General features: G+C 43.0%; 11 protein-coding genes and 3 pseudogenes. 6 read left to right on the top strand and 8 right to left on the bottom strand.

Translation table 11 applies throughout. The features are described from left to right. Positions 1-216, bottom strand: coding sequence for a hypothetical protein (locus N4J56_RS11955; RefSeq protein WP_317106650.1), 216 nt, complete (start codon positions 214-216; stop codon positions 1-3). 165 nt (positions 217-381) lie between these two features. Beyond that, a complete protein-coding gene (gene ligA / locus N4J56_RS11960; protein ID WP_317106651.1) occupies positions 382-2,421 on the bottom strand; it encodes an NAD-dependent DNA ligase LigA in 2,040 nt (679 codons plus the stop codon). A gap of 532 nt (positions 2,422-2,953) precedes the next feature. Between ligA and N4J56_RS11965 the strand changes: the two genes are divergently transcribed. After that, positions 2,954-4,186: a glycerophosphodiester phosphodiesterase gene (locus tag N4J56_RS11965; RefSeq protein WP_317106652.1), complete on the top strand. Its 1,233-nt coding sequence runs from the start codon at positions 2,954-2,956 to the stop codon at positions 4,184-4,186. 95 nt (positions 4,187-4,281) lie between these two features. Here the strand turns inward: N4J56_RS11965 and N4J56_RS11970 are convergent. The 4 genes and pseudogenes from N4J56_RS11970 to N4J56_RS11985 form a co-directional block, all read right to left on the bottom strand. Continuing rightward, positions 4,282-4,428, bottom strand: a pseudogene (locus N4J56_RS11970) (ATP-binding protein); the annotation flags it as partial. A 34-nt stretch (positions 4,429-4,462) separates the two neighbouring features. Continuing rightward, a pseudogene (locus N4J56_RS11975) lies at positions 4,463-5,727 on the bottom strand (IS701 family transposase). A gap of 293 nt (positions 5,728-6,020) precedes the next feature. After that, positions 6,021-7,166, bottom strand: a pseudogene (locus tag N4J56_RS11980) (IS4 family transposase); the annotation flags it as partial. A 128-nt stretch (positions 7,167-7,294) separates the two neighbouring features. Beyond that, on the bottom strand, positions 7,295-9,553 hold the full coding sequence (locus N4J56_RS11985; protein ID WP_317106653.1) for a cache domain-containing protein: 2,259 nt from the start codon (positions 9,551-9,553) through the stop codon (positions 7,295-7,297). Between the two features lie 405 nt (positions 9,554-9,958). On the opposite strand from N4J56_RS11985, the gene N4J56_RS11990 reads away from it, so the two are divergent. Beyond that, the gene (locus N4J56_RS11990; RefSeq protein ID WP_317106654.1) at positions 9,959-10,204 is read left to right on the top strand and encodes a hypothetical protein; all 246 of its coding nucleotides are present in this window, start codon (positions 9,959-9,961) and stop codon (positions 10,202-10,204) included. Between the two features lie 522 nt (positions 10,205-10,726). Then, entirely contained in the window at positions 10,727-10,855 is a 129-nt protein-coding gene (locus N4J56_RS11995) for a hypothetical protein (RefSeq protein WP_317106655.1), read from the top strand. 63 nt (positions 10,856-10,918) lie between these two features. Here N4J56_RS11995 and N4J56_RS12000 read toward each other — a convergent pair whose 3' ends face one another. After that, positions 10,919-11,524 carry a TIGR04376 family protein gene (locus N4J56_RS12000; protein ID WP_317106656.1) on the bottom strand — a complete coding sequence of 202 codons (606 nt, stop codon included), beginning with the start codon at positions 11,522-11,524 and terminating at the stop codon, positions 10,919-10,921. A 17-nt stretch (positions 11,525-11,541) separates the two neighbouring features. Beyond that, positions 11,542-13,464 carry a tRNA uridine-5-carboxymethylaminomethyl(34) synthesis enzyme MnmG gene (gene mnmG, locus N4J56_RS12005; protein ID WP_410500483.1) on the bottom strand — a complete coding sequence of 641 codons (1,923 nt, stop codon included), beginning with the start codon at positions 13,462-13,464 and terminating at the stop codon, positions 11,542-11,544. A gap of 184 nt (positions 13,465-13,648) precedes the next feature. On the opposite strand from mnmG, the gene N4J56_RS12010 reads away from it, so the two are divergent. From N4J56_RS12010 to N4J56_RS12020, 3 genes are all read left to right on the top strand, one after another. Beyond that, positions 13,649-14,776 (top strand): hypothetical protein, encoded by a 1,128-nt coding sequence (locus N4J56_RS12010; RefSeq protein WP_317106658.1) that lies wholly within the window; start codon positions 13,649-13,651, stop codon positions 14,774-14,776. 147 nt (positions 14,777-14,923) lie between these two features. Continuing rightward, positions 14,924-15,634: a GntR family transcriptional regulator gene (locus tag N4J56_RS12015; RefSeq protein ID WP_317106659.1), complete on the top strand. Its 711-nt coding sequence runs from the start codon at positions 14,924-14,926 to the stop codon at positions 15,632-15,634. 81 nt (positions 15,635-15,715) lie between these two features. Further along, positions 15,716-16,459 (top strand): haloacid dehalogenase type II, encoded by a 744-nt coding sequence (locus N4J56_RS12020; protein ID WP_317106660.1) that lies wholly within the window; start codon positions 15,716-15,718, stop codon positions 16,457-16,459. Positions 16,460-17,069 lie beyond the last annotated feature (610 nt).

The raw sequence follows: 17,069 nt of genomic DNA on the forward strand, positions 1-17,069 counted from the left end.
TCAATCTAAATTAACCGATCTTGGCTCCAGGTTTAGTAGAACTTGATACAGCTCAACAGCTATCGTTGGAGAGTGAGTAGTGAGTTCAACTTTCCGTTTGGGCGATGCTGTTGGTTTGAGAATGGCAATTGGTGGATGACTGGGTGCTAGCGTGCGATCGGACTGACTTGGACGCAGAAGTATGCCAATGTAAATATTGCATAAAGCTGCAACCAAAATAATAAGTGTTATTTCTATTCATTTTCTAAAAGTCAAAGTATCAAGTAAGATGCATAGTTTTTATACTTTCTACCTTCACTATTAGAAGGGCAAGTTTTTTTAACTAACCTCAGTATTAATACGAAAAAATTCATTAATTTTTTTGCGAGTTTTTCTCACTACTCACGACCGATCGCTGTTTGCCATTTCCATCAACTGTACTTCGTTTAGTAGAGAAATTCCTAGTTTTTGCGCCTTGTCTAATTTAGAGCCAGCTTCTTCACCGACGACGAGGAAATCTGTTTTCTTACTGACTGAATCTGTCACCTTACCTCCAGCCTTTTGAATCAATTCTTTTGCCTCATCCCGCTTCAGTGTGGGTAAAGTCCCAGTAATGACAAAAGTTTTACCCGCTAGTGGTAAGGATGCATTGTTTTGTCGAGACTCCTCAACTACTTCCCCAGCTAACTGCAAACCAGCTGCTTGCAGTCGAGCAATTAAAGACTGATTTGCTGGAATGCGGAACCAATCGTAGACCGAATGAGCAATTTCTGCCCCAATTCCATAAACTGATTCAATATCTGTGGTTTTTGCTGCTGCTAACTGCTCGACGGTAAAAAACTTTTGTGTCAATACCTGAGCATTGACGCTACCTACGTGACGAATACCCAAACCATATAATACCCGCGACCAAGGTTTAGTTTTAGAAGCGGCGATCGCCTGCACTAATTTTTCTGCTGATTTCTGCCCCATGCGTTCTAACTGCATCAATTTTTCAGCATTCAGATTGTAGAGATCGGCAACAGAATGAACCACACCGCGATCAACTAATTGGTGGACTAGCTTTTCCCCCATGCCATTAATATCTAAAGCATCTCGACTTACCCAATGTTCCAAGGCTCCCTTGAGAATTGACGGACAGGAAGCATTGACGCAGCGCGTAACTGCCCCTTCTTTGATAACGGGTTGGCTGCACGTCGGACAGTGGGTAGGCATTTGAAAAGGTTGGGTTCCTGCGGGGCGTAGTTCTGGCAATACCCGCACGACTTCAGGTATTATTTCCCCAGCCTTACGGACAATTGCCGTATCGCCGACGCGGATATCTAACTGAGCCACGCGATCGCTATTATGTAAAGTCGCGCGAGAAACCGTCGTTCCTGCTAACTGCACCGGACGCATAATTGCCATTGGAGTCAGCGCCCCCGTCCGTCCTACATTCACCGCAATTTCTTCGACGCGGGTAGGAGCTTCCTCGGCTGCATATTTCAAGGCGATCGCCCAACGAGGAAACTTTTGCGTAAATCCCAATTGCTCTTGGAGGGGTAGAGAATTTATTTTCACCACTGCCCCATCTGTCATGTAGGGTAAGTTCAACCGTTCGGTATCCCAATAGCGATAATATTCGGCAACTTCCTGCACTGTAGGACATAACTTGCGATGGGGATTCACCTTAAACCCCATCTGCTGTAATAACTCTAAAGCTTCCCACTGCGTCTGATACACACTCGCATCATCTCTACCAGCAACGTGCAACGTATAAGCAAAGAAATCCAATCGCCGTTTATCGACAATGCGAGGATCGAGTTGGCGCAACGTCCCCGCCGCCGCATTACGAGGATTAGCAAATGGTGGTTCGCCCTTTTGCGATCGCTCTTGATTGATTTGCTCGAATACATCTAGGGGTAAAAATGCCTCTCCTCTCACTTCTACCCTTGTAGGAGGATTTTCCACCTGCAACCGCAAAGGAATCGAACGAATTGTCTTGACATTCTGGGTAATATCTTCACCCATCACGCCATCACCCCTAGTTACCCCGCGCGCGAGTAACCCATTTTCATAAGTTAAGGCGATCGCCGAACCATCGATTTTGAGTTCGCATACGTATTCTTGTAGAGACGTTGCATGCAACGTCTCTACAGGAGCATTCCGCCGCCAGCGTTGTTCCCATGCCTTCAATTCGTCGATGTTAAAGGCATTTTCCAGACTGTAAAGCGGGATGTTATGACGCACTGAGGAGAATTGGGTAGCGGGTTTTTCTCCCACCCGTTGCGTCGGACTGTCGGGCGTAACTAAGTGTGGATATTGGGTTTCAAGTTCCTGTAACTCCCGATACAGTTGGTCGTAAACCGAATCTTCCATTATCGGGTTGTCTAGGACGTAGTAAGCATAGCTAGCGTTTTGCAATAACTGCTGCAATTCCCGTACTCGCTGTTCCACCAACATCTCCTTCTACATCGCACTTAGCGTTCTTTTCTAGGTTACTGAGTTTAATCCATATCGTCGCCTCTATGGAGGGCTGACGTTAGTTTATTTGTACTATTTTACGCAATAAACTGTGGAAAATCTCACTAAATCTTTATTGTTTTTCCTGACAAGTTTAAACAAAGCGAATTTAATTACGCAAATTGAATTACATAAACACATAACCTAAAAATTGACTCGTTCTGTTTATTTGATATTTATAGCAATTCCAGATCGTTCGCAAACAACAGGTAGTTTCATCAAAGGGCATTGCCCACTCTACATTAATATTTCACGCATTCAATAGAACTTCTATATTTCAGAATATTAATTATTTAAACTAATAAAAATAATTTTAATTTTTAGTTAAACATGCCTTAATTATAAAACCGTATATTCACTGAGTATAGCTAATTCAATGGTTGGTTGAATTACTAACCAGTCCTCCTGAGAATTAATAGCCAATTACCTATTACCAACTACCAATTACCACTTTGTTATGAGGAGTGAAAATATGTTGCGTCTTTCTCGCTTAATCGTGCTAGCATCAGCAGTTGTAGCGCTAGTTGGTGCAGATAGGGTGGATGCACAGCGATCGCCAGCCGATACATTAACAGGTAAGCCGCCAATTGTTATCGGACACAGAGGTGCAAGCGGTTATCGTCCAGAACACACTTTAGCAGCATATGAGTTAGCGATCGCAATGGGTGCTGACTATATCGAACCAGATTTGGTTTCTACTAAAGATGGGGTTCTGATTGCACGGCATGAAAATGATATTACCGGAACAACAGATGTCAGCGATCGTCCTGAATTTGCCAAGCGCAAAACGACTAAAACCATCGACGGTACAGAAATCACTGGATGGTTTACTGAAGACTTTACACTAGCAGAAATTAAAACTCTTAGAGCTAAAGAACGCATACCCGAATTGCGTCCAGGTTCGGCACAATTTGACGGATTTTATGAAGTACCAACTTTGCAAGAAGTTATCGATCTAGCTAAACGCAAAAGTATTGAAACTGGAAGAATCATCGGAATTTATCCTGAAACAAAACATCCTACTTACTTTGATTCTATCGATTTATCTTTGGAAGAACCTTTAGCCAAAGTACTGCGAAAAAATAATTTGGATGATGCTGACGATCCAGTATTTATTCAATCTTTTGAAACTACAAATTTAAAACAATTAAACAAATTAGTTGATGTACCTCTAATACAATTATTCGATGAAGCTGATGCCCAACCCTACGATTTTGTCGTCAGCGGCGATTCGCGTACCTATGGCGATCTAACATCTCCTGAAGAACTAGCAAAAATTGCCGAATATGCTGATGGAATTGGACCTTTCAAAAGATTAATTATTCCTAGTCAGCCTGTCGATGAAAATGGAGATGGCAAACCAGATGATGTGAATGGTGACGGACAACTTAGCGAAGCTGACAGACGCTTGGTAGCAGAACCAACGTCTTTAGTTGATGACGCACACGCCGCAGGTTTACTCGTCCATCCGTATACTTTCCGCAACGAATCCTTCTTTTTAGCGATCGACTATGACAATAACCCAGAAGCAGAATACGAGCAATTTTTCCACTTGGGTGTAGATGGCTTATTCAGCGACAACCCAGATACCGCTTTTGTCGTCCGCAACCGTATTGCTTGTGGAATGCAAAATCCGAAGTACAGACAACAAGGAAACGATCGCCGCGTTTGGAATCCTGGGGGTACGGGAAATCCTTGTCGGTAATATGTCACGCAAAGACGCGTTAGCCGAAGGCGAAGCGAAGCGTTAGACGCTAAGCATTCTTTGCGCCTCTGCGTCTTTGCGCGATCGCATCCAAACTAAAGTGTGAAATAGAAAGTTGCACCTTCTCCCACCTTACCGTCCGCCCAAATTTGCCCCCCGTGACGGTGAACGATCCGTTGGACGGTGGCTAATCCAATCCCCGTACCTGGAAATTCAGCAGGTGAATGCAAGCGCCCAAAAGCTACAAAGAGTTTACTAGTGGGACTTTAAAACTTTCTAAGCCCAAATATAGCCGAACTTAGCTCTGTGAGAGGCAAATACATCAACATGCTCATTAAGCCAGCGGACCAAACGAAACTCGACTGCGGTGCGGAATGCCTCCAATGCTTCGGCAAAGGTTTGTAAGGGTTTGGTTGCCCAACGTCTGCGGAATCCGCCGGTCAACTGATGCCAAAGGATGAAGGTGTAAGCGATGAACACTAAAACCCAATGACGCTTCATACTCAGAGCATCCCGAACTTGATACTCACTCAAACCCAACCAGCCCTTGGCTTCTCGATAGAAGACCTCCACCCAGTTGCGAGCAGAATATGTTTGAGCTACCCAAGCCGCACTGACTTGGTTGTCAGAGGCATTGGTGAGAAAGTAATCCACCTCCGTCGCTTGCTCGAAACTAGAGGCATTGAGTTGAATCGCCAGCCAGCGAGTGCCTTCGAGCTTCGGAACGTGAACTGGTAACAGCGCCACCCAAACTGTCCGGGGCTGCTCCAGATTGAGTTGCACAGGTGTGAACTGCTCCACTGCCAAGGTTTGAGCAATAGCTTCTAATCCCTGCTTACGAGCAGACTCATCACCTGATGTTTGAGCAGTAACTTGGCGGTTTTGGCGATTGCTGCCACGTAAGTTAGGTTTCTCGACTCCAACTGCTTGAGAAAAGGCGTGTTATTACCGTAGCCTGCATCAATTACAGTCACACCCGGTCGATAACCGCGCTTCAAGCATTGGTCAACCAAGTCTAGAGCCAGGTCAGGTTTTTCTGGAAGTTGGGGTCTGCCTTGCCTTGCTCGAATAAACTTGCGTGTTGATAGAGTGCAACATCTAACGGCAGACGTCGCACTCCATCATACAAGTAGGTAGTCAGCAGCACAATACCATTGTCAGTCTTGCCAATCTCCCCAATGTACTGCCGTCCTACCCCATCAGTAGCCGCACCACTTTTGCGATGTCCCGAATCATCTACAATCAATGTGAAACCTTGACTCGGGGTCGTCTGGCGACACTGGTGCATCACCTCCAACCGCCGATTATTTAGCTTGACTTCATCCCAAGGGGCATTGTTGAGAAAATGTCTGAGGCTGTTGTAGGAGCCATCTACTGTATTTGTGACCAGTTGGCTCAGGTTTTGCGCTGACTCTCACCCAGCAGTCCCCTAGATAAACACGAAATTCCTGCCGCTGCTTCTGACGCGAAAATACATCATCAAACCGACGACACCAGTTCTCAAAGCACTGCGGCATCGCTGCTGGTACTTGATCTTTCACCTTACGTTGCTCCTGTCGAGACTGACGTAAAACGCAACTCCTACCCGCATTCTAGCTCAATTTGCTCCATCTTTCTTACAAAGTCCCACTAGCATAATTCATATTAAAGCCCAATACGGTTCATTTAAGGCTACGCTGTGCTGAGGATAAAGAAAATAGGAGGATTGGTTCGGGAGGGTGGCTTGATGTCTTGGCTTTTTGAGCGAAACTTGGATACAGGTTTTTACAACTCTGGGATTGGTACGAGAAACTCGTTCAGGTAACAGAGTGTCTAAAATCTCTACAGTTAACCAACTTAAAAAGGGGAGTTCTTGTGATTGCAAGCGTTGAAATTTCGGGATAGCACGACGAATAACTCGCAATGTCCCAGTGAAACTCAGACGCAAAGAGTGATACCCGCGCTCTTTGCAGCTTGAAACATCAATAACCGCACAGCCCAGTGTCCTAACAACCACCCGTAAACTTCCTGCACAACTTCACGCGGTTTTGAGAGCGAATATGAGTTTTCGTCCTGATAAATGTACTTTGAGTTCATCAATAGTATTTTCTACTTCCCAGCGTTGATGATATTCAATCGCCAGTAGTTGAGCCGGAAATTTCTCCAATTCCAATAAGCTGGTAATTAAGCGATATCTTAGTTGTTCCTCTGGGTTGTCGGTATTACCAATTGTGTATTCAATCACTCGGACTTGTATGGGCTGGCAAGCTTTTGAGCGGAATTTAGCAGGTGGATAAATCCAACTCAGATAAGAACCATCCGCCAGTGGTTCTTCGCACAAAACTTGACATTTGCGGGAATTCTTCCTAAATAATCGCTACCAGTTGTGACAGTTGCTTGCACCATTGCATAAGAATGTAACCCTCTGTCCCACATCAACAACATCCCTGAACTCACGGAGCGTAATAATCTTAATGCCCGCACTCGTTCTCCTATTCGATATGGACACATCAATGCATCAAAGATTAAATGTGTTCCTGCTTCTACCAAAATGACTAATCGCAGTTTGGGAAATGCGGCTTGTGTGCCAGGACGGCTGCTCGGACGACCAAAAACTCTCGCATTTTCATCGCTGTCTGGCAGATCGAAGCAAGTCCGATCAATTACCACAATTCGCAATCCATTGAGAAATGCTCCTTTGGTATCGGTGCTAGCCATTGGTCGCACCAGTTGATGGAACAATTGACTCATCACCCTTGGACTTAATCGTTGTCGGGCTTGCGTTATTGCTGATTTACAAAAACTCGCCAGTATTTCCCCACTTTCACCCATGCTTCGCTCAGCCCATCAATTAAGTTTTCAGCACATCTCTCATCGAATCTCGTGACCACAGACTCATCGCAATTACCAAACAAATTACCAATTGTGCTGGTAACGAGCGTTTACGTTGTTCACAAACTTTAGTTTTAGCGATCGCTTGCTCGATCTCCGTGGATGGGATGGCTGCCTCTATCGCTTTGAACACATCACTACTTTGTATCGTAGGAGACAACAATGAGAAATCCTTCAGATGCACTACACTCACTTTCCATTCTTGGGAACAATGCTTAATTTACAACACTTTGAGCCTTAACTGAACCGTAGTGGTATATAGCCCGCACCGTTGTCGCGGACAAAATACACGACTTGACCGTTTTCTTGCTGCAAAGTACTAAATTCAATCCGAGGTTGGGTTTGATTCGCTGTATATTTCCAGGCATTATTCAGCAAATTTTCTAGCAGCACGCCCAACAATCTAGCATCTCCACTAACAATTATTTCTGGGGCGATCGCCCAGTCAATTTGTCTTTCTGGTTGCGTTTCCTCAAGCTTGGCGGCGATTTCGGTTGCTAATTCGCTCAAATTGACTTCCGTGCGTTGCAACTCGCTCCGATTCACCCGCGACAAAGTTAGCAAACCATCTATGAGTTCGCCCATCTGTTTTGTATTACCGTGAATGCGCTGGAGATAATCTTTACCGCGATCGTCTAGCTTGTCTGTGTAACGACTGAGTAATATCTGACTAAAGCCATCAATCTGTCGTAATGGCGCTCTTAGATCGTGAGAAACTGAATAAGAAAATGCCTCTAATTCTTTGTTAACGGCTTCAAGTTCAGCTGTGCGATCGCTGACACGACGTTCTAAGCTTTGATTTAATTCTCTAATTTCTTGCTCGGCTCGTCGGCGATCGCTAATATCAGTAAAGGCAAGAATGGCATAGACAATGTTGCCGCGATCGTCTCGAATTGGCGTAGAGCGGACTTCAAGGTGGATAACTTTACCATCTTGATGCAGCGATAAATCGTCAACCGTAACAGTTTCGCCTTTTAATGCCCGCATTACTGGTAATTCCTCAGTCGGATAGGGGCGATCGCCGCGATAGATCTGATAAAGTGCTACTAATTTCTCTGATGTAGCATCTGAGATAATCTTCCCGAGTAAATGCTGTGCTGTTTGATTGGCGTAAGAAATTTTCCCCGTTGGATCGTGAACGATGATGCCAACTGGTACGGCTTCTAAAAACTGATACAATTGCCGTTCGCTGGCTGATAGCGCTGCGTTCAAGTCTTGCATCTCGGCAAAAGACTTTTGCAATTCCACTGCCATACTATTGAAGGACTTAGCCAGTTCTCCAATTTCATCAGAACGTCCGAGTTCTTCTACTGTTTTATCCCATTCTCCGTTGGCGATATGTTTAGCACTAGCGTTTAAGCGTTGAATTGGTTTGGCAATCCATCGAGTTGTAAAAATTCCAATTATGACTGCTACGAGTAAAGCCATAACACACAGTAGAACTGTTGTCCGAGTCGTAGCGTAGATATCCTCCATGAAATCGGCTTCTGGAATGACTGCGACTATCAGCCAATCAATCCCCCAACTATCTCGAAAAGGATGTACGTCTACAAAATATCGCTGGCGATCTTGGTTAAAAGCTAGCCGTTGTGGGAGATCGGTATTTATTAATTTGTTCGAGTTTGTAGTTAGATATCGCGCCGTAGATCGAACCAATAGATTTTTACTTTCTGATGCTTTGAGGCGTTGCAATTTGCCTCCTTGCGCAATTGAGAATGGCTGATAACTATCTGAAGATGCTACTAGTAAACCTGAGCGATCGAGGATAAAAATTTGTCCCGATTTACTAATTGGGATATTGTGTAGATAATTACTAATTCTTGAGAGTTTTAAAGGAGTATCTAAGACTCCGATTAGATTTCTGTTTTGGTCGTAAACTGGTAAGACTGCATCGATCGCCATCTCTTTTTGATTGAACCAAATATAAACAGGACTCCACGCAGCTTTACCCTTTTGGACTGCTTCTTTATACCAGGGGCGAGTTCTTGGATCGTAATATGGAGTGACTTGAACGAGTTTTCCTCGCTGTCCTTGACTGTTGACTGTATATGTATAATATTTGGGATTAGATGGATCTTTTACAACTTCAATATGCAGACTGCCATCTCTGAGGCGATCGATCCCGACATACTCTCCTTTCTGATTTCCCCACGCTGTATAGGGAACGATCTCAAACGACTGCATTTGGTTTAGCAATAAGCTTTCAAATTCATCTAAAGGTGCTTTTGTTAAACTCTCTTCAATGATATTTTGATTGACTTGATTGAGTAGATGTGGTGTGTGTAAATAAGTTTTTAGCTGTAAGTAAAGGCGTTCGGCAATCTGAGTTTGCAATCGTTCGGCAAGATCGTTGACTGCCCTTTGTCCATTTTTAAACGAAAGATTTCCTACCAATCCTACTACTGCAATAACTTGCAACACAAAAGCAGTTAGAAGTAGATTTTGTAAAGAAGTCTTACCTAAGACTTGGGTAGGGAATTTATACAGAAATCGCATAGAGTTCTAGACTTGTTGCCGGATCGAAGCCGCGATCGCGTCTGGGCGATTCTCATTCACACTTGCATTGTTGACTGACTCTTCTCAGATTTACAATTAGTAACTAAAAGCTATTTACGGAAAATTAACTATTAATAATTATAGAAACAGAGATTTTCTGAACATATATTTTATTACACTAATTAATATTAAATTAAGCAACCGCCTCTGTTTTCAGGTAATGGGTATAGTCTTCATGATGTCAAGCTTTTGCAATATTTTGTATACTAGGCAATGTCACGCAAAGACGCAGAGGCGCAAAGGATACTTCGCGGCTTTGCGTCTTTGCGCGATCGCAAACAAAAGATGTCATTTAGGTGAGAAATCGCTTATCCTCTATCTAGCTACAATTGTGAGGAAGTTGAGATGAGAATCTGGATTGCCTGCTTTTTTATCCTATTTGCGATCGCTCAGTTATTCGACTGGATGAAACACTTGTCCTTACCGTTGCCTATCTATATATTAGGAGGATTGTTTTTAGCGATCGGTTCAAATTCTAACAAAAGCATTTTTGGTAAAGTTATTGACGATCTCTTAGCTGGTGCTGGCTATCCTGGCGATCGATCTGGATCGGATAGTGGCGATCATTTTTTGGATGAAACAAAATCGTAATCAGTTGTTAGTGACTAGTGGCTGGTGGCTGGTGACTAGATACTAAAAATTCAGCTACGCACCACACACCACTCTCTAGCTCGTTACTCGCTGTCTCTATCAGCTTAAAAAACTAAAGAAAAAAGAAACGTTTGTCATAAATGTAACTACTGCACCAATAATGACTCCTTTCATTCTGCCCCACTGTTGCGTGCGTTTTAACCACAAAATAATAGGAATTGCATAAAATAATTGCCATATTCCTAAATAGAATCCTACTAAAATTGTATTTGCAGCTAACAGAGGATTAAACGTGCTAACAAAAAATGCTACGATTTTTAATATCGTTAAAATAGCTAGATGAATTCCCAGTAAAAAAAACAATCCAGAAAGGATTTTTTGAAATTCTTGTTGATTGAATCTTTTTAGTTTTCATTGTTATTAATACTCTTTAGCTATATTTTCATCTTTGCCTACAACAGACTGCTAACAATTTAAGATCCCTGAACTCGAATTGCCAAATGGGATTATTCTACCACCCAATTGAACGATATTAATCCAGAGCGCTTAGCGATCGCACGTCAAAGATATCGCCTCAAAAATCTCACGTCAAAATCCGTTTACTATTGGGCGATCGCTATTTCCTCTCATCAGATCGGCAACCAGGTTTAATGAGAAAATCTGAAAAATCTTGTTTTCAGTATTTTGACTTTTACCTTTTAACTGTTGCCTTTCTCATTTACCCAAATTCCGTTTTAGTTTTTCCAACTCATCGTCAGTTTCCCAACGGCGAAAAGCTGCATCCAAATCGTCTGCACCGCTGGAGAAGCTGCGACTTTGATTCCAGCCAGCCGTATCAAAGCGTTGAGAAGACTGAGTAGCGCGATTAGCCTGCACTTGTGCGGCTTTTGCTTGTACCTCCTGACGGCGTTGCTGCACTTTTTGGAGTAATTCTTTCGCTTGACTAATTCGTTCCTTAATTCCTTGCATTTGTCCCCAGCGTTGATTTCCTTCGCGCAATAACGCTGCTTCTCGCTGCTGTGCTGGTTCTGCTAAGTCAAGCCGATTAGCCGCTTTTGCCTTCTCAATCCGAATGTGCCATTTTTGAATTTCTTGTGCTGTAGTAAGAATTTCATCCTGCGATCGCTTTTCTTGTAACTGGAGTTCTGCGATTAACTTTAAAGTATCTTCCTCTTGTTGCCGCAACTGTTCCGATAGCGCTTCTATTTCTAGATGGGGATTGTTCCGCAAGAATTCTTCTAAACGGCTTTCTAAAAAATGGCTGAAATCGTCAAATAAACCCACTGTGAGAACTCCAAGTAATAAATGTAGGGTGGGCATTGTGCCCACCCTACTGTCTATGCTAATACTGTCGATTCAGTAGAGGTACGACGAGAACGCACCTCCAAGTAAACCAGTAGTGCGTTGACATCCGCTGGATTTACGCCACCAATTCGCGCTGCTTGTCCGATAGTCAGCGGTCTGACTTTAGCAAGTTTTTCCCGCGCTTCTTTTGATAGGGTGTCAATTGCCCCATAATCTAAATCTGGAGGTAAGGGGCGATTTGCTTGACGGGCGATTTGGTCGATTTGATTTTGCTGGCGTTGTAAATAGCCAGAATACTTAATTTCAATCTCCGCCGCTGTTTTTTCTACCAGACTCAGATCGCTATTGCCCAATCCGTGAGTTTCTAAATTGGTGTAGTGGAAACCAGGACGACGCAACAGATCGGCTAAAGTAATCGAACCTTTAATTGCTTGTTGAGTCGCAGTGGCGATCGCAATTCCAATCTCATCGTGTTCTTTCAGCCGTGTCGTATGCAACCGTTCTTTTTCAGCGGCGATATTTGTCTGCTTGCATGTAAACAATTCCCAACGGCGATCGTCAATTAAGCCGATTTCCCTCCCTATGGGAGTCAAACGGCGATCGGCATTATCCGATCGCAACAATAACCGATATTCCGAACGACTGGTCAGCATCCGATATGGTTCGCGTAAGTCTTTGGTACACAAGTCATCAACTAACGTGCCGATATAACTCTGTTCGCGGGGAAATACGATAAATTCTTGGTGACGGACAAATCGCGCTGCATTCACCCCGGCGACAAAACCTTGGGCGGCGGCTTCTTCGTAACCCGTCGTACCGTTAATTTGTCCTGCACAGAATAAGCCTTCAATTTTCTTCGTCATCAACGTGGGATAGCACTGCGTTGCGGGTAGATAATCGTATTCCACCGCATAAGCCGGACGCAGCATAGCACAGTTTTCCAAACCGGGTAGCGATCGCAGCATTTGTAACTGAATTGCTTCTGGTAGCCCTGTAGAAAACCCTTGAATATAAAGTTCGGGAATATCCCGCCCTTCCGGTTCGATAAAGATTTGGTGGCTTTCCTTGTCAGCAAACCGGACGATCTTGTCTTCAATACTAGGACAATAGCGCGGTCCCTTCGCATCCACCCAGCCGCCATACACGGGCGACATGTGTAAGTTTTCTCGAATAATTCTATGGGTTTCTGCTGTCGTGCGAGTAAGGTAGCAAGGCACTTGTTCCCGTTCCACCCACACTTGAGGATCGAAACTAAACCAGCCGACTTTCTCATCTCCTGGCTGAATTTCTAAATTACTGTAATCTACCGATCGCTTGTCTACTCTGGCAGGAGTTCCCGTCTTCAGCCGTCCGGTTTCAAAAGCCAGCCTATTTAAAGTATCCGTCAATCCTTCTGCGGCAAATTCTCCGGCACGTCCGGCGGGCATAGACTTATTACCTACCCAGATCCGTCCGCCGAGAAACGTTCCTGTTGTCAGTACAACAGCTTTGCACTCAAACGCCACGCCGAAGTAAGTTTCTACCCCAATAACTTCATCGTTTGCACCCAGGACTAAATCTGTCACCATCCCTTCGCGGATCGTCAGATTCTCTTGGTTCTCTACGATGCGCTTCATCACAGCCGCGTATTCCCGCTTATCTGTCTGCGCCCGCAACGCCCAGACAGCAGGTCCTCTAGAAGCATTCAGTATCCGCTTTTGCAGATACGTGCGGTCTGCCATTTTGCCAATTTCTCCACCCAAGGCATCCACTTCATGAACGAGTTGGGATTTTGCGGGACCTCCGACTGCTGGATTACAAGGCTGCCAAGCAATTTTATCGAGATTCAGCGTTAGCAGTAAAGTTTTACAACCCAGGCGTGCCGCAGCTAGGGCAGCTTCACAACCAGAATGCCCTGCGCCGACGACAACGACATCATAGGCATCGAGAAATTGAACGGAGGTGTGCGATCGCATGGTCTTGCTTGACTTGAAAGCAGTAGTTACCAATCTCGATTGTAACCGTTTCGACCGTCTCCGAAATTTTGGCGATCGCTTCACACTTTATTTGCCGACTATCCAGCAGTTTTACTGAGGAAGTTTGCCGCAAGCATACTCTAATTTAGATGTGAATAGCTCGGAATCTGACAAAAATCCACTTATGTCTGGTGTTTTCAGTCTTCTCTATCGCAAATGGTTGAGTAAATTAGAATACTTACTTATAGCAATTTCTATTCTTAGTTTTATTGCTTCTTTCTCAGGCAATAATAATTTTACTATTCTAACGCCGATTTTTTTATTCTCATCTCTGCATGCTAATATATCTAAACAAAAGTATCTGCATGAAAATCGCCAGCCACAAGATCGAGTTTTTCAACTAGAACAGCTTGTCTTGTCTCGAGATGCCAATCTTGCTGACATCCAAGCTACATTATCCGAATTCGATAATCTATATCTAGAATTTTCTCAAATTCAGCAGCGATTTGTTAACATAGAAGATTTTTTAAAACCATACAGACTTGATGTTCATAACTTGAATTTACAGCAACTTCTCAACGGATTAGAAGCAAACATTAAAAGAACAGAACGACATTACAACCAAGGTAAAATATTAGAATTACAATTAAAATTACAAGAACAAATTACTCAACTAGAAGAACAATCATCAAACAATTTTCAAAGTTATACACTAGCTCCCAACGACTTTCAGGATAAACTTCAGACGTTGACTCAGCAAATTCAAGATTTAAGCGATCGGGTAGCAAGCTACTCAGATATTCAAGCCGAAGATCGAGTTCAACACTCGCAAGTTAATGAAAAAGTGCAAAAGTTAGAGCGACAGTTTAATGGTTTACCATTCATTGAATTCTTAAATCGGATAGCACAATTAGAAGAACTAAACGAACAAGTTAAAAATAGCTTGACAGAATCTAAGCGTGTCACAAAATCTCTGAAAGGAGAGGTTGAATCGGTCAGTCAAAAACTCCAATGTATAATTGCAACAGCCTCAACCGCACAAACTGAAAATTGCGATCGCCAGCCATCTTCAGAACTACAAGCAAGCTACGAGCAAAATGCAGAAATGACTCAGCGTCTTGCTAAAGAAGTTAGCTCTTTACGCAAACAAACGCAAGCAATTTTGAGTAGTTTATCAGCTAGAATTACCCAGTTACGTATAGAAATCGATAAGCAGCAACGCCATTCTGAGATATCTCCAGCTAAAATCCCAGTAAATACAGACGAACTAGCAACCTGGGCGGGAGAAATTGGCGATCGCATTCCCAAGTAAGTATAAGTTGTAAGGGGGCACAGATGTGCCCCCTTACATATCGTGGTGCAAGATTTCATAACTGTAACTGAAAATTGTAGATTGTTGACAATCTACAATCTACAATCTATCATTCTTGGTAGTGCTAACCTTTTGAGGTACGAAGTGGTGGAACGCAGACACTCGAACCTGGCAATAGTCGCGAAAAGTTTGGACATTCAAGCAGCGGAGGCGATTCGGGAACAAATTCTCAGTGGTGGATTTCCGCCTGGTTCGCGCCTGCTAGAAATTCCGCTATCAGAAGAACTCAATCTCAGTCGGGGAACGATCCGTTCTGCATTACAACAGCTGACTTACGAGGGTTTGGTGGTACAAATTCCCTACAAAGGTTGTGCTGTGTTAGAACTGAGTTCTCAAGATGCTTGGGAATTGTATACGTTACGCAGTGCATTAGAAGGTTTAGCCGCCAAATTAGCTGCTGCTGCAATGACAGCCGATAAAGCTGAAATTTTAAATAGTAGTTTAAAACAACTGATCGAGGCAACAAAAAGCGATCGCCGTGGTAAAGTTGCAGATGCAGACTTTGCCTTACATCAAGCGATCGTCCAGCTGTCAGAACATCAGAGATTGCAACAACAATATCAAATTGTCGGGCAACAAATTCGCTTGTATATTGCCTCTTGTAATACTCTGATTCCCGATGTCGAAGAAATTATCGAGCAACATAGGTTATTAATTGAAGCAATTTGTTCTGGAAACACAGCTACTGCCGAACGAATTGCTAAGGAACATAATGCCGATGGGGAAGAATTGATTAAATATTTAGAAAAAGCAGAAATCAAAGGCTCATATGGGCAGTCTATTTTCCAATCTTCTTAAAAAGAAAAGGTAGCACAAGTTCACTCGTCACGAGGGAAAAACTAGAAGAAATCGAGAGCTAAAATTTCAAGTGCATAACTTTTGAAACATAAAAGTTATATACATTTTTGTTCTGGCACAATGCAAAGATTGATATTAGGAAACAACATGATGCTCGATTTAAACAACTATGAAGTCTTAACCTTTGACTGTTACGGTACGATGATTGATTGGGAAACTGGTGTTTCAACAGCGATCGCCCCCATTCTTTCTAACCATAATATACAACTAACCAACGAACAGATCTTTGAGGCTTTTGGTGAAATCGAAAATGAAATAGAAGCGGGCGAGTATATTAAGTATCGAGAAGTGTTAAAAAATGTTGTAAAAAAAATGGGCGATCGCTTCAACTTTACACCAAATCCTACAGAAGTAGATGCGCTAGCTAAGTCTTTAACTAGTTGGCAACCCTTTTCTGATAGTATAGAGGCGTTAAAAGTCTTAAAACAAAAATTTAAACTCGCTGTAATTTCTAACGTGGATAACGATTTGTTTGCTGAAACAGTGAAACATTTACAAGTTGATTTCGATTATGTCATTACAGCAGAACAGCTAAAAAGTTATAAGCCCTCTCATAATAATTTCTACGCAGCATTTGATAGAATTGGTTTACCTAAAAAGACAATCTTACACGTTGCAGCTAGCGTGTATCACGATATTGTACCCGCTAAAACTTTGGGTATGACTGCCGTTTGGGTAAATCGAAGAGGAGTTAAGCAAGATTCTGGTGCAGATTTAGAAGTACCTGATTTAAAAACTTTAGCCGCTCTAGTTGGTCAAAAGTAGCGATCGCTTTTCAGTGAGATGACGTAAATTTCATCTATACGGCACTATCAATTGTTAGAAAAAAGTGTGGAAGATCAGACTAACTTCTGCTAGTAACGAGCGCTGCAAACACATGTAGGTCAATTTTTAGCGCTTCCTTGCCAAGAAAGAACGTTTAACACTAAAACTTATTAAAACCGAGATAAAAAGAGTAAATAAGCAAAAAAGGTTGTTTTAAGAGCATTTTTAGACAATTCGGCACAATAAATCACCATCACGCTCACTTGACTAAAACAACAAGTATGTTGCTAAACTAGTCAACAACTTAAACAACAGATATGTTGCTTAAGTGAATAACAGACGCTCTGACAATTATCTGATGCACGCATTCGCTGAGCTATACACAGTTAGCTTGGTAAAGCTTTGAAACAGCGTAGCTTGTCTTTGGCACGGCACTGAGTTATTGCCAAGAAGAGCAAGATAGTCAAAGCACCAGCTTGTAGTGTGGAGAGGAGTTTTGAGATCGAGGCAAAAGCGGATTGCGTTTTTGTTGAGATTCGGATTCACAGTAACGCGATCGAAGGGTTGGCAAGCTTTATTCCTAACCCACTAAAGGTTTAGCTACAGAGGA

This window comes from Chroococcidiopsis sp. SAG 2025, from assembly GCF_032860985.1.
GTDB lineage: Bacteria > Cyanobacteriota > Cyanobacteriia > Cyanobacteriales > Chroococcidiopsidaceae > Chroococcidiopsis.